Source organism: Enterobacter cloacae complex sp. P29RS (assembly GCF_014893445.1).
GTDB lineage: Bacteria > Pseudomonadota > Gammaproteobacteria > Enterobacterales > Enterobacteriaceae > Enterobacter > Enterobacter intestinihominis.
This window is the reverse complement of record NZ_JADBPZ010000001.1, coordinates 43,703-65,455: the sequence shown is the minus strand read 5'-3', so window position 1 is coordinate 65,455 and position 21,753 is coordinate 43,703. Positions and strand designations below refer to the sequence as shown.

The following is a 21,753-nucleotide window of genomic DNA, read 5'->3' as shown; positions in this document are numbered from 1 at the left end:
GCGCATGCCCGGCTCATTTTTAACGGTTACGCCAGCAGCGCACGCTTCGGCTTGCGGAAGAGGGCTGGAGCTGTTGCGGCTGTTCACATCCCTGCGTCGCCAGCGAACAGCGGTCGCGGAAATAGCACCCAACGGGCAGGTGGCGATTACCCGGAAGATCGGTTTTTCGCAACGCCAGATCCTCATCCAGCGGTTCTCCGGTCCGGGGAACGGAGTCAAGTAGCAGCTGCGTATAAGGATGGCGCGGCTGACCCAGCACCTGGTTCGCCGGACCCAGTTCCACGATTTGCCCCAGATACATTACCGCCACCCGGTCGCTCATGTGCCGGACCACCGAGACGTTGTGCGAGATCAGCACGTAGGTCAGATTTCGCTGCTGTTGCAGGGCAACCAGCAAATTGAGGATCTGTGCCTGGACGGAAATATCCAGCGCGCTGGTGGGTTCATCCAGCACGATGATGTCCGGATCCGAAGAGAGCGCCCGGGCAATAGCGATGCGCTGGCGCTGTCCGCCCGAAAACGCATGCGGCAGGCGGTCAAGATATTCCGCTCGAATCCCAACCTGCTGCGCCAGCGTTTCAGCCAACTGACGACGCTCCCGTTCGCCGCGACGTTGCTGTATCCACACCGGCTCGGTGATGGTGCGCCAGACGGGTAAACGCGGATCGAGGGACGAGAGCGGGTCCTGAAATACCATCTGCATACCACCCGCTGCATTCGCGCGCTGACAGGCCCCGGTACTCGGTTTGAGCATGCCCATCAGCAGCTGCGCCAGCGTGCTCTTTCCACAGCCGGATTCCCCCACAACGCCCAGCGTTTCGCCGCGATGGATCCGGAGATCCATGCCGTTAAGGGCGTGTACCTGTTCCGTCACGCGCCCCAGCCAGTTTTTGCGCGCAGGAAAATTCACATGCACGCTATCCAGTTCCAGCAGTACCTCAGACATGGCGTCTCTCCTGTTGTGGGTACCAGCAGGCAGCCTGCTGGCCTTCTGCGCCCGTGGAAATTAAGCGCGGCGTTTCGCTGCATTTCGCCCCGGCAGCAAAACAGCGTTCGCGAAAAGCACATCCGCGCGGGAGGTGGCTGAGGTTAGGTACCGTGCCGGGAATGGCCGGGAGGATCTCGCGCGGTTCACCATTTTCCGGGGCACACCGCAGCAGGCCAATCGAATAGGGGTGCACAGGATGGTGGATCAAGGTCTGCGTGCTGCCGCTTTCGATCACGCTGCCCGCGTACATAACGTACATCCGGTCACAAAGCTGCGACACCACCGCCATATCGTGACTGATAAACAGCACCGACGTTCCGCTGGCGCGCGCTTTATGTTTCAGCAGACGCAGCACCTGAAGCTGGACGGTCACATCCAGCGCGGTAGTGGGTTCATCAGCGATGATCAGCTCCGGCTCGCAGGAGAAGGCAAGGGCGATCATTACCCGCTGGCGCATACCGCCGGAAAGCTCAAACGGATAGCGATCCATTACCTGCGCCGCATCCGGGATTTGCATCTCGCCCAGCAGGGAGATCGCCTTCTGCTGCGCGTCGCGGCGGGAAAGCGACTGATGCTGGCGGATCACCTCCACCATCTGCCTGCCGATCCGGCGCGTGGGGTTAAGCGCCGTCATCGGCTCCTGAAAAATCATCGCCACCCTGGCGCCGCGCCACTGACGAAGCTGTTTTTCCGACGCGTTCAGCACATCTTCCCCGAGCAGCGTGACCCGGCCATGGTGAACATGGTAACTGCCTTCCGGCAGCAGGCGCATCGCCAGCATCGCGGTGACCGATTTTCCCGAGCCGGATTCGCCCACCACGCCGACAATTTCACCCCGGCCAATCTCCAGCGAGACGTGGTTGAGCGCGTGGACGTCACCGCGAAAAATGGGGAAGCTCAGGTGCAAATCTTCAATCGATAATACGGAATCACTCATGACTGCTTCCCTCCTGATTTGGGATCCAGCAGGTCGCGAAGACCATCGCCAAACAGATTAAAGCCAACCGCCGTGATCAGAATTGCCGCCCCCGGAAACGCGCAGTACCACCACTGGTCAAGCACGTAGTTACGCCCCACGGCCACCATTGCCCCCCATTCGGCGGTCGGCTGCTGCGCGCCTAATCCAATAAAGCCCAGCGTGGCGGCCATCAGAATGGCGCTGCCGATATCCAGCGACGCTTGTACGATCAGCGGCGGCAGGGCGTTACGCAGGATATGCCAGCTGATCAGGTGCCAGCGCGATGCGCCAAAGGTGCGAGCGGCCAGCACGTAGGTGAACTGGCGCACCACCAGCGTTTGCCCGCGTGCCAGCCGCACGTAAAACGGAATGCGTACAATCGCAATCGCCAGCATCGCGTTAAACAGGCTTGGACCGAGCGCGGCGGCCAGCGCCATCGTCAGCACCAGCGAGGGGATGGAGAGCATAATGTCCATGATGCGCATAATGATGGCGTCGCCGCGCCCGCCAAGTACGCCGGACAAACAGCCGAGCAGCGAACCGATGCCACCCGCAATCACCACCACCGCCAGCCCCGCTGTGATGGACTGCTGGCTGCCCACCAGCACGCGGCTGAACAGATCCCGGCCCACCTCATCGGTGCCAAACCAGTGCTGGGCTGACGGTGCCTGCAAGCGCGCGGTCAGATCCAGCGCGTTCGGATCGTGCGGGACTATCCATGGCGAGACCACCATCATCAGCAGCATCACGATCATAATGACCCCGCCGATCAGCGTGAGCGGGCTTTTGCGTAACATCCAGAACAGCTTTGCCCAGTTGATGCGCTGTTTAGCGGTGCTGACAGGGACGGGCGTTTCCTGAGTTAACATCATTCGGCACCTCCGCGCCCGATTCGCGGGTCGATCCACAGGTACAGCAGATCCACCACCAGATTAACGAAGACATAGGCCAGCGATACCACGACCGCGAAGCCCATGACGGCGGGGAAGTCCAGCGCCTGAATGGAGGTCACCACCCAGGCTCCCATTCCCGGCCAGGCAAACACGGTTTCGGTAAGGACGGCCCCGTACAGCAGATCGCCCAGCGCCAGCCCGAGCACGGTAATGGAGGGGATCATGGCGTTGGGTAAGGCGTAGCGCAGGACGATGTACCAGCCCGGCAACCCGCTCGCGCGGGCGGTACGAATATAATCCTCGCTCAGTTGCTCCAGCATCGCGGAACGTACCTGACGCGCCACAATACCCAGATGCACAAAGGCCAGGGTCAGGGAGGGTAAAATCAGGTGCTGCAGGGCGTTGAAAAACACCTCGCCGTTGCCTTCCAGCAGAGCGTCCAGCAGATAAAAACCGGTAACGTGGGCGGGCGGATCGAGCCAGTCGTCCAGCCTGCCGCCGCCGGGCAGAATTTGCAGTTGCCCGTAGAACAGAACGATAACTCCCAGTCCCAGCCAGAAGGCAGGCGTCGAGATGCCCGTCATCGCCATCAGTCGCACCAGGTGATCCAGCCAGCGGTTACGGTACACCGCCGATAAAATGCCCAGCGGCACGCCAATCACCAGCGCCAGCAGCAGGGAGCAAAAGGCAAGCTCCAGCGTGGCGGGGAAAAAAGCTTTCAAATCTTCCGCAACGGGGCGACCGGTGCGAATAGAGGTGCCCAGATCGCCATGTGCCAGCGCCTCAACGTAGCGGCCAAACTGAATATAGAGTGGTTGATCCAGCCCCAGTTGCTGGCGGATGCCCTGCACGATTTCATCGCTGGCGCGATCACCGGCCAGCAGGCGGGCCGGATCGCCGGGGATCAGGTGTGAAATAATAAAAGTAATAATACAGACACCGGCCACCACCAGGATTAACCCCCAGCAGCGCTGGCGCACAATGCTCCAGAACGTCATACACTTCCCCCCGGCGTGGGCCGTTACTTACTCATGGTGGCGATGTTAAAGACCTGCTCAAGCATCGGATTAAAGGTGAAGCCTTTGACCTCTTTGTTCATCGCCAGCTGGTAGTTCTTCTGGAACAGATAAACGTAAGCCGCCTCGTCAATCACCACTTTCTGCGCCTGCTGGTAATCTTTGGTGCGTTCCGCCTGATCGGTGGTTTTCAGTGCCGCCTGCAACAGCGCATCGACCTCTTTGTTCTCATAGAATGAGCGGTTCCCCGGCAGCCCTTTTTTGTCCGATTCGAACCAGTAGTTCATGAACATGTACGGGTCAGCGAAGTCCGGGCTCCAGTTACCAATCGCAATGTCATAATCACCTTTGCCGACGCGGTCGCGCATGGTGGCGTTCGCCAGTTTCTCGAGCTTGACGTTAATCCCCAGCTTGCCCAGGCTCGCCTGCGTGGAGAGGGCGATAGGCTCCCAGTTCGGGTCGTTATCGGAGTAGAGGAACGTCAGGCTGGCAGGTTTATCTTTGACTTTCTCCAGCGCCGCTTTGGCTTTGGCCTCGTCAAAGCTGTACTGCATGGCGTTCGCATCGAAGCCCCACATGCCCTCCGGGATCGGGCCGCGCATCTGCTTGCCGTTCCCGCTGAGAATGCCTTCCACCATCCCCTGGTAATCGGTCGCCCAGGAGACCACGCGGCGCAAATCCACCTGATTCATCGGAGGCTTACTGTTGTTCAGATAGAGGTAGGTCACCCGCAGGGACGGGTATTCCGCCACGGCCACTTTGCCTTCCTGCTTCAGAGCAGCAAGCTGATCCACCGGCAGGGCGTCGGCGATATCCAGATCGCCACGGGAAAGTTGCAGGCGACGCGAGGCGCTTTCACCGATAATCTTCACCGAGACGCGCTTAAAGTGCGGCTTTTCACCTGGCCAGTGTGGGTTGGGCACCACCACCAGCTGTTGACCTTTCCGCCAGCTTTTCAGCATAAACGGTCCGGAACCCGCGGTGTTTTGCGCCAGGAAACCGCGTGCGTCGTCGGCGGCATTGGCCTTCAGCACCGCCGGGTTGACAATCGACGCGCCGTCATTGGCCAGCGTGTAGAGGAACGGGGCAAACGGCTGGCTGAGGGTGAATTTCACCGTATGCTCATCCACCACGTCCACTTTCAAATCTTTCGGGAACGCTTCGGAAGGTCCCTGGTTGATTTTAAGCAGACGTTCAAACGACAGCTTGACCGCTTCGGCGGTCACCGGCGTGCCGTCGGAGAATTTTGCATTATCCGCCAGGGTGAACGTCCACACTTTCTGGTCGTCTGACGCCTTCCAGCCCGTCGACAGATCGCCTTCCACCTCCGTGGTGCCAGGCTTGTATTTCACCAGACGCTGGTACGAGGGGTAGGTCACCGTCCAGTCGTTGTTATCGATAGTGACCGCCGGATCCAGCGTTTGCGGATCGGCAGCTTTCCCTATCACCAGCATATCTTTTGGCACCGCCGCCAGAGCGGGAAGGGCGCTCAGGGCGAGCGTAGCGGCAATCAGGGATGTAAGCAGCGTAGTTTTCATGGCCGGGCTCCAGAATTAGAGTGAGTGTGTGGTCGGATAACAGGCGAACTGGTCATCTAACAGCGGGTAGCTGGCGGCGTTCGGCAGTTCGAAATGCCACCACTCGCTGCTGATGCCCACAAAACCGCCGCCGTACATAACGGCGTTCAGGAGCAGACGATTTCGCTGCGCCTCGGGCGGAACGGAAGGGTGCCAGGCATGAGAACGGTCGTGCATTTCGTCAAACCCGGCGCCCATATCCAGCACGTTGTCGTGTTCATCCATCAGCGTGACGTCAATGGCGGTGCCCCGGCTGTGGTTAGAGCCAATTGCGACATCCACCACGTATTCCGGATTGGGGCAGGCATCCCAGAGTTGCGACTGCGCCTGCTGGGGGCGGTAGGCGTCGTAAACCACCAGCTTCAGACCGGCCAGCGCGGCGATGCTGATCGCTTTCGCCAGCGCTGTGGCGGCATCCGTATGCAACAGGCACGCGGCGTGCTGGTAGATCGGGCGGCCAGTGATGTTATCGGCGGTCGCGTATTTCAGATCGATATGCAGCGTGGGAAAGGTTTTCGCCACATCAATCAGTTGACTCTCTTCAGGCATAGCTCCGCTCCTTTAGCGTTCAAATTGACCAAATTCTTGTTGTAGTTGTCGGTTGATTGCCAGACGTTCCGGCAGCGCTTCCCCCAGCGCCTCCACGACGCCCGACAGCAGCAGGTTGAACAGACAGCTCACCGGCGCCAGCGAGTCCCAGAAATGGCCGGTATCGGTTTTCACCTGGAGTAAATCAATCGGGTAATCCCGCGCCCACGGGCACCAGATATCGGTGATCAGTGCCATCGCCAGGCCTTTTTCGCTCGCCACGCGGCAGTACTGGCGGGCAATGGCGGAGTAGGCGCGGGTATCGGTGAGCACGATATACGGGTTAGCAAAGCCGGAGTTAAGCGACTCCACCCAGCTACCGGAGAGCCCTTCGGAATAGCTTACCCGCGGGCGCAGATACTCCAGATGGCTGAAGAACGCATTGGCGATCCCGCGCGTGGACTGGATCCCCAGCACAAAGACGGCGTCGGCATGGGAAAGTTGCTGGACCACCTGCCTGAACGTTTCGCTTTGCGCCAGCTGGTAGACATGGGCAATGGCGTCCACCTCCAGTGACAGGGAGTGCTGAAGGCGATCCGACAGCGGCTGTTGCTGTTTCCAGGAATCCAGACGCTCGTTTATGCCCCAGGGCTGATGGGGATCGCGCAGGCTTTTTTTGGCGTCATCAAGGTTGCGATAGCCCAGCTTGCGCAGAAAGCGTCCGACGGTGATCCCGCTGGTGGCCGTGGCCAGCGCCACGCTCTCAGCCGTTTCAAAGGGGATCTGCCCGACGTGCGCCAGCATCCAGCTTGCCACCCGCTTTTCGCTCGGGGTGAGCTGGCTGAAGGTCGCTTCGATACGGCTCAACACCTCTGGTTTGGTCGTCATACCGCCTCGCTGTTAACTGGCTGTCAAAGGCCGGGTTTCTGTTATCAGATTAACAATGCAGGACGCGTGCCATGTTCACATTGCGGCGAAAACGCGCTGTGCAGCAAAGTTAATGCAATATTTGTTTAACAGATGCTCAACATTTGTGCAGCGTAGTTCACTTTTGGTGCAGTGTCCGGCCTGAGCGGTATCTATTTGGTGAATACGACAGCCTCTTCACATTTTTTGGTAAGATGAAAGCTCTGTGGATAAGAGAGGGAGCCTTACATGGCGAATTTGCCCTGGCGGGTCAGCGTGCGCCTGATGGCTCTCGCAAAAAAAATAGCGATGGTCATCGGGATCATTGTGCTCGTTCTGCTGGCGGTGCGGGTTTATCTTTCGCAGCAGGGGCCGGCCCTGCATCACTGGCATACATGGCGGGCTGACGAAATGTCCGTGCAGGAGATGGATAACGCGACCTTCGCAGCTTATGTCGCGCGGGAAAACGCCATCTTCACCGCTCTTGATGCTGAGGTGACGGCGAAAGTCACCCCCGCAGAGCGCACGCCGCTGAACCGCTATTACCGTCAGAGCCTGGTGTGGCCAGGACACTTTACTCCGGATGCAAACCGGTCGTTTGTGCTGATGCCTGCCGGAAAGCCGCGCGGGGCGGTAGTGTTGTTGCACGGTCTGACGGATTCGCCCTACAGCGTCAGGCGTCTGGCCGTGAATTATCAAAAGCACGGCTTTGTGGCCGTAGTGCCTCGTTTGCCCGGACACGGCACGGCGCCGGGCGCGTTGACAGACGTTGACTGGGAGGCGTGGCTGGCAGCTACGCGCCTTGCGGTTCGTGAAGCAACACGCCTGACAGGGAACGATCTCCCCCTGCACCTGGTGGGCTATTCCAACGGCGGTGCGCTGGCGATGAAATACGCCCTCGACGCCCTTGATGCGCCTGAACTGCGTAAACCTCAGCAGATCGTGTTGCTCTCACCGATGATTGGCGTCACGGCGTTTGCGCGCTTTGCCGGATTCGCCGGGCTACCGGCTATGTTACCGGCGTTTGCCAAAGCCGCGTGGCTCAACATTTCGCCGGAATATAATCCTTATAAATACAATTCGTTCCCAGTGAATGCGGCACGTCAGTCCTGGCTGCTTACCCGGGCGCTGCATGAGCAGATACACCGCGATATTCATGATCACAAACTGGCGCAGCTCCCGCCGGTACTGGCGTTTCAGTCGGTCATGGATTCAACGGTCAGTACCCGCGCCGTAGTCAGCGGGCTGTTTGACCAGCTTCCGGCAAATGGCAGCGAACTGGTGGTATTTGACATCAATCAGGCCGGGAGTTTCCGTCCACTGTTCAGGCCATCATCCTGGACGGCGGTGGCTGACCTGCTGCCCGAGGCGAAAAGACGTTACAGTGTCACAATCGTGACCAATGCCAGCCCCGACAGGTTTGATATGGTGGCAAAGACAACGCCAGCGGGCAGCACCCGGGAAACGGTGACGCCGCTGTCGGTCTCGTATCCGCAGGAAGTTTATTCCCTGTCGCATATTGCCATTCCGTTCCCGCCTGAAGACGATCTGTATGGCCGCCATCCTGAGGTGAAAAACCGCTATGGAATCAGTCTCGGGACGATAGCCCTGTGGGGAGAAACCTCAGTTCTGAGCGTCGGTAAAGATGCGTTAATGCGCGTAACGTCGAATCCTTTCTACGACTATATGCAGACGCGGATCGACAGCCGTCTCGGGGAGAATTAAGCCCGACGTGCAATAGATTAGGTCACACCGGGGAACTGTGTTAAACAGTACCGTTCAGGCGTATACCCCATACCGGACCCCGTTTCTGTGCTGACAACTCTCATTTATCGAAGCCAGTTGAGCTTAACCTGCACCTCCGCAGCGTTAAGCGCGCTGGTTGAAAAGGCCAGGATCCGTAATACGGAGCAGGGCATCTCAGGCATTCTTCTCTCCAGTGGACGTGACGTTCTGCAAATTCTCGAAGGCACGGAACAGAACGTCGTCGCGCTTTTTAACACCATCCGTGCGGACAACCGGCATACCGGCGTGGTGGAGCTGATGCGCGATTACGGTCCGCGCCGACGTTTCGAAGACGTGGGAATGCTGCTGTTTAACCTGGACATTCAGACCCCGAAAGCGGTTCTGGCATCGGTTCTGCATTACAGCAAGCTGGAAAGCTACCTGACTTCTGAGGATCGGGTCTTCAAATTTATTCAGACCTTTATCGCCGGCAAAACCGCTATCCCACCCGCTTCGGACTATGAGCCTGATAAATGGACGCTTTCGCGAGAGAGCGCGCCGTTTGGTAAAGGGTTAGGTCTGCTGGCGGGACAGCCCTGCCAGTTTGCGCTGCAACCCATTGTCGAGCCGTCCGAAGGCAAAATCAGTTCTCTCGAAGCGCTTATACGCGGAAACGACGGCGGCAGCCCGGAGCATTTCTTTCGTAGTCTCGATCGTGAACAGATTTACGAAGTCGACCTGCAAACCAAAGCCTGGACCTTTGCGCTGGCGCAAAAGCTGGGCATCGGCAGCCACAAACTGGCGGTGAACCTGCTGCCAATGTCGCTGGTTAACGTGCCGGGTGCGGTAGAGTTCCTGGTAACGCAGATCAAAAAGCACGGTCTACAGCCAGAGCAGGTGGTCATCGAAGTCACTGAGAACGAGATGATATCCGGCTTTAACCAGTTTAACAGCGCCATTAAACAGCTGCGGGCGGAAGGGGTTGGGCTGGCGATAGATGATTTTGGTTCCGGCTATGCTGGTCTTTCGCTGCTCACCCGATTCCAGCCGGATAAGCTCAAAATCGACAGAGAGATCGTCAGCGATATCCACCTGAGCGGGCCCAAGCAGGCGATTGTGAAGTCGATAATCAGCTGCTGCACCGATCTGGAGATTACGCTGGTCGCAGAAGGCATTGAGAAGGTAGAAGAGTGGTGCTGGCTTGAATCCGCCGGTATTCGCCGCTTCCAGGGCTTTTTGTTCGCCCGCCCGCAGCTCAATGGCGTGGGTGATATCCACTGGCCCCAACGGGTAGGTTAAGCAAATTTTCCCTCGCCATATTTCCCCGACACCCTGCCTGTGCTTAAATAGCTAAACCGGTTTAACATTATTTAGCTAAGAAGGTTATATGGAGACGATCTGGGTACTTGGCGATGCAGTGGTGGATCTGTTGCCCGACGGAGAGGGCAAACTGCTGCAATGTCCTGGCGGCGCACCGGCCAACGTTGCGGTAGGGGTAGCGCGTCTGGGAGGCAGAAGCGCCTTTATAGGCCGGGTGGGCGACGACCCCTTCGGGCGTTTTATGCAAAAAACGCTTGCGGATGAGCAGGTTAATACAGAATGGCTGCGCCTGGACCCGCAGCATCGCACCTCCACGGTGGTGGTGGATCTCGATAACGACGGTGAACGTTCCTTTACCTTTATGGTTCGCCCGAGCGCTGATTTATTCCTCGACTCTGCCGATCTCCCGCCATTCCGCGCCGGGGAGTGGCTGCACGTCTGCTCTATCGCGCTCAGCGCCGAACCCAGTCGTTCCGCGACGTTTCAGGCGATGTCCGCTATCAGACTGGCGGGGGGATTCGTCAGCTTTGACCCCAATATCCGCGCCGATCTCTGGCACGATGAAGTCGAGCTGCGCCAGTGTCTTGAGCGGGCATTAGCCTGTGCAGATGTGGTGAAAATCTCGGTGGAAGAGCTGGCGTTCTTGACCGGAAATGCGCAGGTCCATGAGGGGCTGGCGGAGCTAATGCGCACCTGTCCGGCCAGACTGGTGCTGGTGACGCAGGGAAAAGAGGGCGTGACCGCCTGGCAGGGAGGCGCGTTGACGCACTATCCTGCATCACCCGTGGAATGCATTGATACCACCGGTGCGGGGGATGCTTTCGTCGCCGGGCTGCTGTTCGGTCTGGCACGTCATGGCCAGGCCCGTCTCTCAGAGGTCATCACGTTAGCGCAGCGCTGCGGAGCGCTGGCGACAACCGCAAAAGGGGCAATGACCGCGCTGCCTTATCATCACGAACTGTAATTCACGTCGCCAGGCCTCCGGTCGGGGGCCTGAATTGTCGCCTCGATCACACTTAGTAAAACGGTTTAGCAAAAAACGTTGCCGATTCAAAATTCAACGGTTTAGTATCACTCACCTAAACCGGTTTAGCAATTTAGCACTTTTACCGATAGTTATTAGGGATGCGACAAAATGTATAAAAAACGCAGACTTGCCGTGATGATAGGCATGCTGGCCGGCAGTACCTCTGTTTTTGCCCAGACGGATATGACCCGTATCGAAGCGCGCCTGGCAGCGCTGGAGCAGCGTTTGCAGGAGGCGGAAACCCGTGCGCAGGTTGCTGAAAAACGCGCCACGGCAGCGGAACAGAAAACGCAGCAACTGGTGGCTGCACAGCAGGAAGCGCAAACCTCCACACAGGCGGTGGCGCAACGTACCACGGCGCTGGAAGAGAAAGCCGATCGGACAGGCGGTTTTGAGTTTCACGGTTACGCCCGTTCCGGGCTGCTGATGAACGACGCTGCCTCCAGCAGCAAAAGCGGTCCTTATCTGACACCCGCAGGGGAAACGGGTGGGACCATCGGGCGTCTGGGGAACGAAGCGGATACCTACGTTGAGCTGAATGTTGAGCACAAACAGACGCTGGAAAATGGCGCGACGACGCGCTTTAAGGCGATGCTGGCCGACGGTCAGAAAACCTATAACGACTGGTCGGCAGACAGCAGCGACCTGAACATTCGTCAGGCCTTTGCCGAGCTGGGCAATTTGCCGGACGTTACCGGTGCGCTGAAAGGCAGCACCTTCTGGGCGGGTAAGCGTTTTGACCGCGACAACTTCGACATTCACTGGCTGGATTCCGACGTGGTATTTCTCGCCGGGACCGGCGGCGGCGTCTACGACGTGAAGTGGAACGATACGCTGCGCAGTAACTTCTCCCTTTATGGCCGTAATTTCGGCAGCGAAGAGGAGATCGACAACAACGTCCAGAACTACATCTTAAGCATGAACCACTTCGCCGGGCCGGTGCAGATGATGGTCAGCGGCTTACGGGCAAAAGATAATGACGACCGTAAGGACAGCTACGGCGATCTGATTAAAACCGACGCGGCGAATAACGGGGTGCATGCGTTGGTGGGTCTGCATAACGAGAGCTTCTACGGCCTGCGGGAAGGTTCCGCCAAAACGGCGCTGCTTTACGGCCACGGTCTGGGGGCCGAGGTGAAAAGCATTGGTGCAGACGGCGCATTGCTGTCAGAAGCCGATACCTGGCGTTTTGCAAGTTACGGTGTCACGCCGCTGGGCGGTGGCTGGCACATTGCGCCCGCCGTACTGGCGCAAAGCAGTAAGGACCGCTACGTGAAGGGCGACAGCTATGAGTGGGTCACGCTCAATACGCGTCTGATCAAAGAGGTGAACCAGAATTTCGCCCTCGCGTTCGAGGGCAGTTATCAATACATGGATTTACACCCGGAAGGCTACAAGGATCGCAATGCGGTTAACGGTAGCTTCTACAAGCTGACCTTCGCCCCGACGTTAAAGGCGGGCAAGATTGGCGATTTCTTCAGCCGTCCGGAGCTGCGCCTGTTCGCCACCTGGATGGACTGGAGCAGCAAGCTGGATAACTACGCCAGCGATGACGCCTTTGGCAGCAGCGGCTTCAACGCGGGTGGGGAATGGAACTTTGGGGTGCAGATGGAAACCTGGTTTTAACCCTTCACGCTCCCGCATTGCGGGGGCGTTTCGAACATCATAAAAAGAGGTCAGGAAGAGGTATCTATGGATTTTAATCATATTGCGCGCGAGCTGATTCCGCTGCTCGGTGGCAAAGAGAACATTGCCAGCGCGGCACATTGCGCCACGCGCCTTCGTCTGGTGCTGGTCGATGATGCGCTTGCCGACCAGCAGGCTATCGGCAAGGTTGAAGGCGTGAAAGGCTGTTTTCGAAATGCCGGGCAGATGCAGGTGATCTTCGGCACAGGGGTGGTGAATAAGGTTTACACCGCGTTTATTCAGGCGGCAGGGATTAGCGAGTCCAGTAAATCGGAAGCGGCGGATATTGCAGCCCGCAAGCTGAACCCGTTTCAGCGCATCGCGCGTCTGCTCTCCAACATCTTCGTGCCGATTATTCCGGCGATCGTGGCCTCGGGTCTGCTGATGGGCCTGCTCGGGATGGTTAAAACCTACGGCTGGGTTAATCCGGATAACGCGCTCTATATCATGCTGGATATGTGCAGCTCGGCGGCGTTTATTATTCTGCCGATCCTGATTGGCTTCACCGCCGCGCGGGAGTTTGGCGGCAACCCGTATCTGGGCGCAACGCTCGGCGGCATCCTGACTCATCCGGCGCTGACCAACGCCTGGGGCGTAGCGTCCGGCTTCCACACCATGAACTTCTTCGGTCTTGAAATCGCCATGATTGGCTATCAGGGAACCGTCTTCCCGGTACTGCTGGCGGTGTGGTTTATGAGCATTGTGGAAAAACAGCTTCGCCGGGCGATCCCGGATGCGTTAGATCTGATCCTGACGCCGTTCCTGACCGTCATTATCTCCGGCTTTATCGCGCTGTTGATTATTGGCCCGGCGGGACGCGCGCTGGGCGACGGGATCTCCTTTATTCTTAGCACCCTGATTGCCCACGCGGGCTGGCTGGCCGGGCTGTTGTTTGGTGGGCTCTATTCGGTGATTGTCATTACCGGCATTCACCACAGCTTCCACGCTATTGAGGCCGGACTGCTGGGTAACCCGTCGATTGGCGTGAACTTCCTGCTGCCGATCTGGGCGATGGCGAACGTGGCGCAGGGCGGGGCATGTCTGGCGGTGTGGTTCAAAACCCGTGATGCCAAAATCAAAGCCATTACCTTACCGTCGGCGTTTTCCGCGATGCTGGGCATCACCGAAGCGGCAATTTTTGGCATCAACCTTCGTTTCGTGAAGCCGTTTATCGCGGCCCTGATCGGTGGCGCAGCGGGCGGGGCCTGGGTAGTGTCGGTGCATGTCTACATGACCGCCGTTGGGCTGACGGCGCTTCCCGGTATGGCGATCGTTCAGGCCAGCTCGCTGCTCAACTATATTATCGGCATGGTGATTGCCTTTGGCGTGGCGTTCACCGTCTCTCTGCTGCTGAAATATAAGACGGACTCTGAATAATGACCTTACCTTCCCGCTGGCCTGCCGTGTTGCAGGCCGTTATGCAAGGCCAGCCGCGTGCGCTGGCGGACAGCCACTATCCGCAGTGGCATCCCGCACCGGTGACAGGGCTGATGAACGATCCGAACGGCTTTATCTGGTTTGCCGGACGTTACCATCTGTTTTATCAGTGGAACCCGCTGGGCTGCGATCATCGCTACAAGTGCTGGGGGCACTGGAGCTCAGCAGATCTGGTGCACTGGCAGCACGAGCCAATGGCGCTGATGCCTGACGAAGAGTATGACCGCAATGGCTGTTACTCCGGCAGCGCCGTGGATAACAACGGCGTGCTGACCCTGTGCTATACCGGCAACGTTAAGTTTGACGATGGCGGCCGCACCGCCTGGCAGTGTCTGGCGGTGCAAAATGACGACGGCACGTTTGCCAAACTGGGACCGGTGTTGCCCTTGCCGGACGGGTATACCGGGCACGTCCGCGACCCGAAAGTGTGGCGCCATGACGGGCAGTGGTACATGGTGCTCGGGGCGCAGGATCAGCATAAGCGCGGCAAGGTGCTGCTGTTTACGTCAGCCGATTTGCACACCTGGGCGTCCTGCGGCGAAATCGCTGGTCACGGCGTCAATGGACTCACGGACGCGGGCTATATGTGGGAGTGCCCGGATCTGTTTGCGCTTGATGGCACACACGTCTTGATCTGCTGCCCACAGGGGCTGGCGCGCGAACCGCATCGCTATCTCAACACCTATCCGGCCGTCTGGATGAGTGGGGCATTTGATTATCAAACGCCTGCATTTGCGCACGACGAATTGCATGAGCTTGATGCCGGTTTCGAATTTTACGCGCCGCAAACCACGGTGGCAGAAGGCCGCCGCCGCATCCTCATCGGCTGGATGGGCGTGCCGGACGGCGAAGAGATGCTCCAGCCTACACGGGTGCACGGCTGGATCCACCAGATGACCTGTCCGCGCGAGCTGCGCTACCGCGACGGTAAGCTCTGGCAAACGCCGGTCCGTGAGCTGGAAACGCTGCGCGAGGATGAACATCACTGGCAGGGACGCGCCAGCGATGCCCCGGTGCTGGAGGGAACGCGTCTTGAGTTCGAACTGAGCGCCTCGCGCGTTAATGTGGATTTTGCCGGCGCGTTGCGGCTGATTATGGATGATGCGGGGATCCATCTGGAACGCGCCAGCCTGGTAACCGGAGAGACGTTGAACCGCTACTGGCAGGGCACTGTTCATCATTTACGCGTGCTGTGTGACCGTTCCAGCGTCGAAATTTTCATCAATCACGGTGAAGGCGTCATGAGCAGCCGCTATTTTCCTGACCATCCGGCCCAGGTTCGCTTCGAAGGTGCGTCCGACATCACATTACGCTACTGGTCGCTGCGCAGCTGCATGATAGAATAGGGGTTTTGGCAGCCGGATCTAAGTCGTTGTGAGAAAAACAAAACGCGTCACCATTAAAGATATCGCGGAGCTGGCGGGGGTATCAAAAGCCACCGCCAGTCTGGTTCTGAACGGCCGCAGCAAAGAGCTTCGGGTGGCGGAGGAGACACGCGAGCGTGTGCTGGCGATTGCCAAAGAACATCATTATCAGCCCAGTATTCACGCCCGTTCGCTGCGGGACAACCGCAGCCACACCATTGGTCTGGTGGTGCCGGAAATCACCAACTACGGGTTTGCCGTTTTTTCTCATGAGCTGGAGACCCTCTGCCGCGAGGCGGGTGTTCAGCTGCTGATCTCCTGTAGCGATGAAAATCCGGGCCAGGAGACGGTGGTGGTCAATAACATGGTGGCCCGCCAGGTGGACGGGCTGATTGTCGCCTCCAGCATGCTCAACGACGCGGATTATCAAAAGCTGAGCGAGCAGTTGCCCGTTGTGCTCTTTGACCGTCATATGAACGACAGTTCTCTGCCGCTGGTCCTCACCGATTCAATTACCCCGACCGCCACGCTGGTGGCCGACATTGCGCGCCAGCATCCGGATGAGTTCTACTTCCTCGGCGGCCAGCCGCGGCTTTCCCCGACGCGTGACCGTCTGGAAGGGTTTAAGCAGGGGCTGCGTGACGCTGGCGTCGAGCTACGTCCGGAGTGGATTATTCATGGTAATTACCATCCGAGCTCCGGCTACGAAATGTTTGCCGAACTTTGCGCGCGCCTGGGCCGCCCGCCAAAAGCCCTTTTTACCGCCGCCTGCGGTCTGCTGGAAGGGGTGTTGCGCTATATGGGGCAACATAATCTGCTGCAAAGCGATATGCGTCTGGCCAGCTTTGACGATCACTATCTCTATGATTCTCTGACCATTCCTGTCGATACCGTTCGTCAGGATAACCGTCAGCTCGCCTGGCACTGCTTTGATCTGATTGGCAAACTGATTGAAGGGGAAACGCCGGAGCCAATCCAGCGTAAACTAGATGCCACACTGCAACGGCGATACAAGGCCGTGGAGTGACAGGGTAACGTCTGACGGATATATCAATAACTTTAATTAATTAAAGATCGGATTCAGCCGATAACCAAAGGGAAATTAAATCCCTGAGGTGTGTTATGTCGTTGAAAAAATCATCCCTGATTATCCTGTTTTCTCTGCTTTTCTTCTTTGTGGCCAGCACCATCACCAGCGTTGGGCTCATCATTAAAAGTAATACTTCGCTGGATAATGTGAACAAAGAAATTCAGGTGGTCCTGTCCATTATTGATCCCATTAACCATAGCCGAACCCTGCGCGTCAGGGTTATGGAGTATGTAAAAATGGTGGAAGCGGGGGACGCCACCGACTCGTCTGCGAAACTGGCCTCGGTTAAAGAGGCGCTGACCAAAGCCGATAGTGCATTTTCGGCGTTTATGGCCTCGCCGCGTTTGCAGGACGAAGCCCCGCTGGTCACTGCCTACCAGCAAGCGTGGCAAAATTACCGTAACCAGGGACTGGCACCGCTGATTGCCGCTGCCGCCGCTCACGATGTGTCGCGGTTCAACGCTCTTATTCCCGTGGTGTCTCAACTTGATCGCCAATATGAAATTGTGCTCGATCAGGTTCTCTCCGTACACCAGAAGTACGCCAAAACGCTGAACGAGGATGCGAGCCATAATTTTGTGTCGGGTCTGGTTATTATTGCCTGCATTGCGGTGCTGTTCGTGGTGGTGATCCTCGTCGTCAGCCTGCTGATGAAACGCGTGGTCTTTGCGCCAGTGAACCTGGCGCGCGAGCACTGTCGACAGATTGCGGCCGGGAAGCTGGACGTACCGGTACCGATCAAGCGTGATTCCGGGAATGAAATCGATCACCTGATGTCCTCGATGGAGCAGATGCGCCAGGCGCTGCTCTCCACCATTTCTCAGGTGCGCGATGCCAGCCACACCGTAACGCATGCGGCGCAGGAAATTGCTTCCGGCAATATCGACCTGGCCTCCCGTACCGAGCAACAGGCTTCTGCCCTGACCCAGACGGCCGCCAGCATGGAAGAGCTGAGCGCGACGGTGGCGAATAACACCGATAACGTGTTCCAGGCCGGTAAGCTGGTGCAGGATGCCGTGAAAAATGCCCATACCGGTGAAGCGGTAACCCGTGAAGTCATCGAAACGATGAATAATATCGCGTCCAACTCGAAGCGTATTGAGGACATCACCAGTGTCATCAACAGTATTGCTTTCCAGACTAATATTCTGGCGCTGAACGCGGCCGTTGAAGCGGCGCGTGCCGGTACACAGGGGCGAGGATTTGCCGTGGTGGCAAGTGAAGTGCGCACCCTGGCCCAGAAAAGCGCGGTGGCGGCGAAGGATATCGAAAGCCTTATCGCCCAGTCTGTTTCCAGCGTGAAAAACGGTGCGGAACTGGTGAATCGTTCGGGAGAGGTGATTGATTCTATTATCAGCTCTGTGAATAAAGTGCATACGCTGATGGAACAGATTTCGGTTGCCTCAGAAGAGCAGAGCCGTGGAATTGGTCAGGTTGGGCAGGCCGTAACGGAGATGGACGGTGTGACCCAGCAGAACGCGGCGCTGGTGCAGCAATCCGCCGCAGCCGCGGCCTCGCTGGAGGAGCAGGCGCAGCAGCTGTCGCAGAGTATTTCGAGTTTTCGTCTGCCGGCAATTGCGTGATTAAATGAGGAAGGCTCCTGTTGGAGCCTTTTTAATGTCTGCATTCAGCCGCTGCACAATCTCCTTCAGCCATTACTGTTATCCGTACAAAGCCGCTATCACATAAATTTTATCTTTCCCCGGCAATATTTCTGTTCCTCATCCGTCTACCTCATCAGAGACCATAATCATTCACCATAAACGAGGTACACATGAGAAATTTTGATATACACGGAAAAGGTCACGGACGTGGTTTGGGCCGCCATCGTATGTACAAGGGCATCGTGATAGGCGCAGTCCTGTTCGTGGTGCTTGGCCTGCTGGTCATGTCCCTGTGGAACGCGTTGCTCCCGGCCATCCTGGGGGTTAAAGCCATTGGCTTCTGGCAGGCGCTGGGGATCCTGCTGCTGAGCCGCATTCTTTTCGGTGGGCTGGGTTTTCGTCCAGGCATGTTCGGTGCGCACCGCCGTATGCACGCACAATGGATGAATATGACCCCCGAACAACGTGAAGCCTTCATTCAGCAGCGTCGGGCGGGATTTGGTCGTCACGGTCATTGCCGGTGGCACGATGGCCGGGATGAGAAGCGAGATGATAACGCTGCGAAAGCGCCGGAAGCCGAGTGAGCGATATGAAAGCCGGTGACGCGGGGGAATCATTACTTATCTCGGCACTCAATGCCTGCCGCGCACGGCTAAAAGCCTTCATTCGCGGACGGACTGCGGTTCGTGATGATGTAGATGATATTCTTCAGGAAGTGACCTGGCAGTTGATGAAAGTGGAACAACCGGTCGAGAACGTCGCCGCCTGGCTGTTTCGCGCCGCGCGTAATGAGATGATCGACCGGGCGCGAAAAAAGCATGAGGTTTCACTGCCGGGGTACCTGACGGCAGATGACGAGGACTTTCTGGAGCAGGAGATTGCAGAAACGTTATTCGGCGTACCGCAAACGCCGGAGGAGGAGTATCTCAACATGCTGCTGTGGGAAGAGTTGGGGCAAGCCCTGTCGGAACTGCCGCCACCACAGCGCGAGGTGTTTGAAAAAACAGAATTTGAGGGATACACCATGAAGGCGCTGGCGGAGGAAACGGGCGACAGCGTGCAGGCGTTATTATCCCGCAAACACAAAGCTGTGCGATTTTTGCGTAGTCGCCTCAAGGATATTTATGAAGCGTTGACAGGGCAATAAAGTTCGACCACTCTGAAAAACAATATCTTAGAGGGGTCGTTATGCTTCAACTGTTAGCAAAGAAAAAGATGCTGTTACTCTCTGCTCTGCTGTTTTCAGGGCTGGTCAGGGCAGAGGAGTCGCTTCCGGATGTGGTGAAGCACTTCAGTGAGCAGCAGGATATCAAAATCATTAAGAAAATTGATGCCCCCGGCGGCGCGCCAGCGTGGCTGGGGCAGTATCAGGACATGGGCGTGACGCTCTTTCTGACCCCTGACGGAAAGCACGTGGTGTCTGGCTATTTGTATGATGAGAAGGGAACCAACCTCAGCGAGGCCTTTTTCCAGAAAGAGATCTACGCCCCGATGGGCCGCGAAATGTGGAAAAAGCTCAATGCGGCGCATCCGCTGAAAGAGGGCGCGGAGAGCGCCCCGCGCAAAGTCTTTGTTTTTGCCGACCCGTTCTGCCCGTACTGCAAGCAGTTCTGGGCTGAAGCGCAGCCGTGGGTGAAGGCCGGCAAGGTCCAGCTCAACACGCTGCTGGTTGCGTTTCTTAACCCGAACAGCGGGCGTAACGCCTCCGCGATCCTGAATGCCAAAGATCCGGTGTCGGCCTGGAAAGAGTACGAGCTGTCCGGCGGTAAAAAGCTGCCTAAACCTGAAGGGGCGGTTTCACGGGAAACCGTTGAGATCCTGCAAAATCACCAGACGCTTATGGACAGTCTCGGCGCGAATGCCACACCGGCTATTTATTACCTGAATGAGCAAAACGAACTGCAGCAGGTCGTGGGCATGCCAGACGCAAAACAGCTTGAGGCGATGTTCGGGCCGAAGCCGTAAAAAAAGGCAGAAACAGGACGTTTCTGCCTTTTGTCAGTCAACTACCCCAGCGCCCCCGGAGGTAATTTACGGCTTCCTGCGTCTGCGGCTGGTTAAGATAGTCTTCACGGAACAGGATGGTGCCTTTTACGTCTGGCAGTGAATCGTTGAGGTCGAGCTGTTTTTTCAGCTCCGGTACGCCGCCGTTCACCGTCCAGTCCGGTTCGTTTCTGGAAGGCGCGCCCACTTTGTAGAACGCGATCCCGATATACAGGCGGGTATGGGTCGGTTTCACCACGTCAGCCCACCATTTTGTCAGCACATCGTATCGTGCCGCGTCGCGGGCGAAGGGCCAGTAGATCTGCGGCGCAATGTAATCCAGTAAACCCTGCTGTACCCACTTACGCGTGTCAGCGTAGGATTCATCGTAGGCTGCGGCACCGCGCGTGTCCGATCCTGCCGGGTCGAAGGAGCGGTTGCGCCATACACCCGCCGGGCTGACGCCAAATTCAACCTCAGGCTTTGCCTGCTTGATCGCCCTTGATACCTGCACAATCAGCTGCTGCGTATTGTGCCGACGCCAGTCAGCTTTCGACGCAAATCCCTCGCCGTAGCGCCTGAAGGTCCAGGCATCGTTCAGGGTTGAGCCCGGCGTCTCGGTGTAAAAATAGTCATCGAACTGAACGCCGTCGACAGGGTAGCGATTCACCACTTCCATCACCACCTGGGTTATCCAGTCCCGCACCTCGGGAATGCCCGGGTCGAGAACCAAACGATCCCCCGAGGTGCGGATCCACTCCGGATGCTGGACATAGACGCTGGAGGGATGAAGCGACGAGGTACGGTTAAGCGCGGCGATGGTCGACGGCTTCGTGTTGGTGGAGACGCGGTAAGGGTTGAACCAGGCGTGAACCTTCATCCCGCGCTTGTGCGCTTCATCCAGCATAAACTGGAGCGGATCGTAACCGGGGTCTTCCCCGATAGTCCCGGTCAGGGTATCTGACCACGGCAGTATTTCAGAGGCCCACAGCGCCGTACTGTCCGGTTTTACCTGAAAGAAGACGGTGTTGATCCCAAGCTTTTTCAGCTTATCGAGCTTGTCCGTCAGCGCCTTCTGTTGCTGGGCGATACGCTGGTCCGCGCTGCGGCCATTCACCGATGACACGGGGGGCCAGTCGAGACGGGAGACGGTCGCCAGCCAGATCCCGCGCATGGGTTCGTTAGTCTGCTGTACAGGTTTCGCCTGCGGCAGCGGGGTAACGAGTGATTTGGGGGGTTTGGAAGTGCAACTTACCAGTAAAAGCGCGCAGCCAAGCAGCGCGCCAGTCCGTTTTACGTGTCGCATCATTTGCGTGTTAGCTCCTGGGTGTCCGGCCATCCGTCCAGGGATTAAACGCCGGTTCGTCCTGTTCCTCGTTACCGTCATCGTGAAGGGAGACGAGGTAGAGGGCTTCAACTTCCGCCCGCGCCCATGGGGTCCGGCGCAGGAACTTCAGACTCGATTTAACACTCGGGTCCTTGCGAAAACAGTTGATTTTGATTCGGTTGCCCAGTTCATTCCAGCCATATCGCGCAACCAGCGCGTTAACCTGCATTTCAAGCGTTACGCCATGCAAAGGATCGTTGGAAATATGTGCTGTCATAGGCGTCCGGTAGTCTCATTTTTTATGGGGATGTGATAAACGCTCAA

General features: G+C 57.7%; 20 protein-coding genes. 11 read left to right on the top strand and 9 right to left on the bottom strand.

Translation table 11 applies throughout. The features are described from left to right. Positions 1-19: 19 nt before the first annotated feature. The 7 genes from IM282_RS00295 to IM282_RS00265 are packed head-to-tail and all read right to left on the bottom strand — an operon-like array spanning position 20 to position 6,848. Positions 20-946 (bottom strand): ABC transporter ATP-binding protein, encoded by a 927-nt coding sequence (locus IM282_RS00295; protein ID WP_108367587.1) that lies wholly within the window; start codon positions 944-946, stop codon positions 20-22. After that, positions 939-1,925, bottom strand: coding sequence for an ABC transporter ATP-binding protein (locus IM282_RS00290; RefSeq protein ID WP_063137770.1), 987 nt, complete (start codon positions 1,923-1,925; stop codon positions 939-941). The genes IM282_RS00295 and IM282_RS00290 overlap by 8 nt, the downstream gene beginning before the upstream one ends. Beyond that, positions 1,922-2,818, bottom strand: coding sequence for a D,D-dipeptide ABC transporter permease (gene ddpC, locus IM282_RS00285; protein WP_022648185.1), 897 nt, complete (start codon positions 2,816-2,818; stop codon positions 1,922-1,924). Before ddpC ends, IM282_RS00290 begins: the two co-directional genes overlap by 4 nt. Then, a complete protein-coding gene (locus IM282_RS00280; protein WP_003857077.1) occupies positions 2,815-3,837 on the bottom strand; it encodes an ABC transporter permease in 1,023 nt (340 codons plus the stop codon). Before IM282_RS00280 ends, ddpC begins: the two co-directional genes overlap by 4 nt. Positions 3,838-3,860: 23 nt before the next feature. Continuing rightward, positions 3,861-5,393, bottom strand: a complete 1,533-nt coding sequence (locus tag IM282_RS00275) for an ABC transporter substrate-binding protein (RefSeq protein WP_192969986.1) — start codon at positions 5,391-5,393, stop codon at positions 3,861-3,863. Positions 5,394-5,408: 15 nt separating this feature from the next. Beyond that, positions 5,409-5,981, bottom strand: coding sequence for a D-alanyl-D-alanine dipeptidase (ddpX, locus tag IM282_RS00270; protein WP_017382319.1), 573 nt, complete (start codon positions 5,979-5,981; stop codon positions 5,409-5,411). Positions 5,982-5,993: 12 nt separating this feature from the next. Continuing rightward, positions 5,994-6,848, bottom strand: coding sequence for a MurR/RpiR family transcriptional regulator (locus IM282_RS00265; RefSeq protein WP_023300159.1), 855 nt, complete (start codon positions 6,846-6,848; stop codon positions 5,994-5,996). A gap of 267 nt (positions 6,849-7,115) precedes the next feature. Here IM282_RS00265 and IM282_RS00260 point away from each other — a divergent pair, with 267 nt between their 5' ends. The 11 genes from IM282_RS00260 to dsbG all read left to right on the top strand — a co-directional run bounded on the left by IM282_RS00260 (position 7,116) and on the right by dsbG (position 20,084). Continuing rightward, positions 7,116-8,591: a carboxylesterase gene (locus IM282_RS00260; protein ID WP_192969985.1), complete on the top strand. Its 1,476-nt coding sequence runs from the start codon at positions 7,116-7,118 to the stop codon at positions 8,589-8,591. A gap of 87 nt (positions 8,592-8,678) precedes the next feature. Further along, positions 8,679-9,890, top strand: coding sequence for a diguanylate phosphodiesterase (locus IM282_RS00255; protein ID WP_192969984.1), 1,212 nt, complete (start codon positions 8,679-8,681; stop codon positions 9,888-9,890). An 88-nt stretch (positions 9,891-9,978) separates the two neighbouring features. After that, positions 9,979-10,875: an aminoimidazole riboside kinase gene (locus tag IM282_RS00250; RefSeq protein ID WP_192969983.1), complete on the top strand. Its 897-nt coding sequence runs from the start codon at positions 9,979-9,981 to the stop codon at positions 10,873-10,875. A gap of 171 nt (positions 10,876-11,046) precedes the next feature. Beyond that, positions 11,047-12,564 carry a carbohydrate porin gene (locus tag IM282_RS00245; protein ID WP_192969982.1) on the top strand — a complete coding sequence of 506 codons (1,518 nt, stop codon included), beginning with the start codon at positions 11,047-11,049 and terminating at the stop codon, positions 12,562-12,564. A gap of 66 nt (positions 12,565-12,630) precedes the next feature. Continuing rightward, positions 12,631-14,001, top strand: a complete 1,371-nt coding sequence (locus IM282_RS00240; RefSeq protein ID WP_038416083.1) for a sucrose-specific PTS transporter subunit IIBC — start codon at positions 12,631-12,633, stop codon at positions 13,999-14,001. Then, positions 14,001-15,407, top strand: coding sequence for a sucrose-6-phosphate hydrolase (locus IM282_RS00235; protein WP_180243612.1), 1,407 nt, complete (start codon positions 14,001-14,003; stop codon positions 15,405-15,407). Before IM282_RS00240 ends, IM282_RS00235 begins: the two co-directional genes overlap by 1 nt. A gap of 28 nt (positions 15,408-15,435) precedes the next feature. Further along, positions 15,436-16,452, top strand: coding sequence for a LacI family DNA-binding transcriptional regulator (locus tag IM282_RS00230; RefSeq protein ID WP_017693400.1), 1,017 nt, complete (start codon positions 15,436-15,438; stop codon positions 16,450-16,452). 95 nt (positions 16,453-16,547) lie between these two features. Further along, the gene (locus IM282_RS00225) at positions 16,548-18,098 is read left to right on the top strand and encodes a methyl-accepting chemotaxis protein (RefSeq protein ID WP_192969981.1); all 1,551 of its coding nucleotides are present in this window, start codon (positions 16,548-16,550) and stop codon (positions 18,096-18,098) included. Between the two features lie 191 nt (positions 18,099-18,289). Beyond that, complete coding sequence (locus IM282_RS00220; protein WP_192969980.1) at positions 18,290-18,703, top strand: hypothetical protein; 414 nt, start codon at positions 18,290-18,292, stop codon at positions 18,701-18,703. A gap of 5 nt (positions 18,704-18,708) precedes the next feature. Further along, the gene (locus IM282_RS00215; RefSeq protein ID WP_192970036.1) at positions 18,709-19,266 is read left to right on the top strand and encodes an RNA polymerase sigma factor; all 558 of its coding nucleotides are present in this window, start codon (positions 18,709-18,711) and stop codon (positions 19,264-19,266) included. A gap of 41 nt (positions 19,267-19,307) precedes the next feature. Beyond that, positions 19,308-20,084, top strand: a complete 777-nt coding sequence (dsbG, locus tag IM282_RS00210; RefSeq protein ID WP_192969979.1) for a thiol:disulfide interchange protein DsbG — start codon at positions 19,308-19,310, stop codon at positions 20,082-20,084. A gap of 37 nt (positions 20,085-20,121) precedes the next feature. Here the strand turns inward: dsbG and IM282_RS00205 are convergent, their stop codons facing one another. Together IM282_RS00205 and IM282_RS00200 are read right to left on the bottom strand one after the other, a co-directional pair. After that, complete coding sequence (locus IM282_RS00205; RefSeq protein ID WP_192969978.1) at positions 20,122-21,411, bottom strand: glycoside hydrolase family 10 protein; 1,290 nt, start codon at positions 21,409-21,411, stop codon at positions 20,122-20,124. A 7-nt stretch (positions 21,412-21,418) separates the two neighbouring features. After that, positions 21,419-21,706, bottom strand: a complete 288-nt coding sequence (locus IM282_RS00200; protein ID WP_063849063.1) for a VF530 family DNA-binding protein — start codon at positions 21,704-21,706, stop codon at positions 21,419-21,421. Between the last annotated feature and the right edge of the window lie 47 nt (positions 21,707-21,753).